At 61.3% G+C, this 728-nt stretch carries 1 protein-coding gene and 1 pseudogene; both read right to left on the bottom strand.

What is annotated here, in order from left to right:
- Nucleotides 1-197: pseudogene (locus AC1DTN_RS37760) on the bottom strand (phenylacetaldoxime dehydratase family protein); the annotation flags it as partial.
- A gap of 21 nt (nt 198-218) precedes the next feature.
- Nucleotides 219-605 (bottom strand): hypothetical protein, encoded by a 387-nt coding sequence (locus AC1DTN_RS37755; protein WP_477925246.1) that lies wholly within the window; start codon nt 603-605, stop codon nt 219-221.
- Nucleotides 606-728 lie beyond the last annotated feature (123 nt).

Raw genomic sequence — 728 nt, 5'->3', positions numbered from 1 at the left:
ATCCTGCGCAATGCGGCCCAGGCGTCGGCCTTTTTCCCGGCAGCTTGGGCCTGCACGCCGAAGTGAGCCATGACGATGCGATCGATCGATGGACGCGGCCGCGCCACATAGCCTGGAAACATCGGCACATAGTCATCCCCGATGGCCCGGTCTCGCGTGCGGGGACACCTCAGATGAGGTGCGATGGCTAACTCCATGTTCATGACTCCTTTTCGTGGTTAGGCGGATGGGCGAAAACGTCGGAATCCGACGAGCGACAGAAGGCGACACAGTGCGTAAAGAGCGCCTTCCATGAGCAAGACCGACGCGTGCATGGTGGGCAGTGCGCGCAGGATGGGCTTCACCGCGGCCGGCCTGGCGCCGGGACCATGAAGGCGGAACATGCCCGGRCAGAGGAATGAGAAATTGACCTTGTACCAAAGCGCAATGTCCGAAAGGAAGAGGCGCCATTGCCTTGGCTGCACCCCTATCTTTCTCGCGAGACCGGAAAGATAGGGGTAGTAGTCGACAAGGTGGGACACGCGCTCGAAATCCTGGGGAAAAAGCGCTCGGGCCAGGGCCTGCTGGCTGCGAATGCTTTCCGCCATCTCCTCGGGCTGCGGCAATGACATCCTTGTCGACGCCAATGGCGCGCAGGTCGTCGATCAATAGCTGCCAGTGCGTGCCATCGACCTTGGCATGCGCATTGATGGCGCGCTCGAAATCCGAGCTGGGGGTCGGGTAGACGT

Source organism: Rhizobium sp. 01T444 (assembly GCF_056398305.1).
Note: the sequence above shows the minus strand (reverse complement) of the source record. Positions and strands in the feature narration are given on the sequence as shown.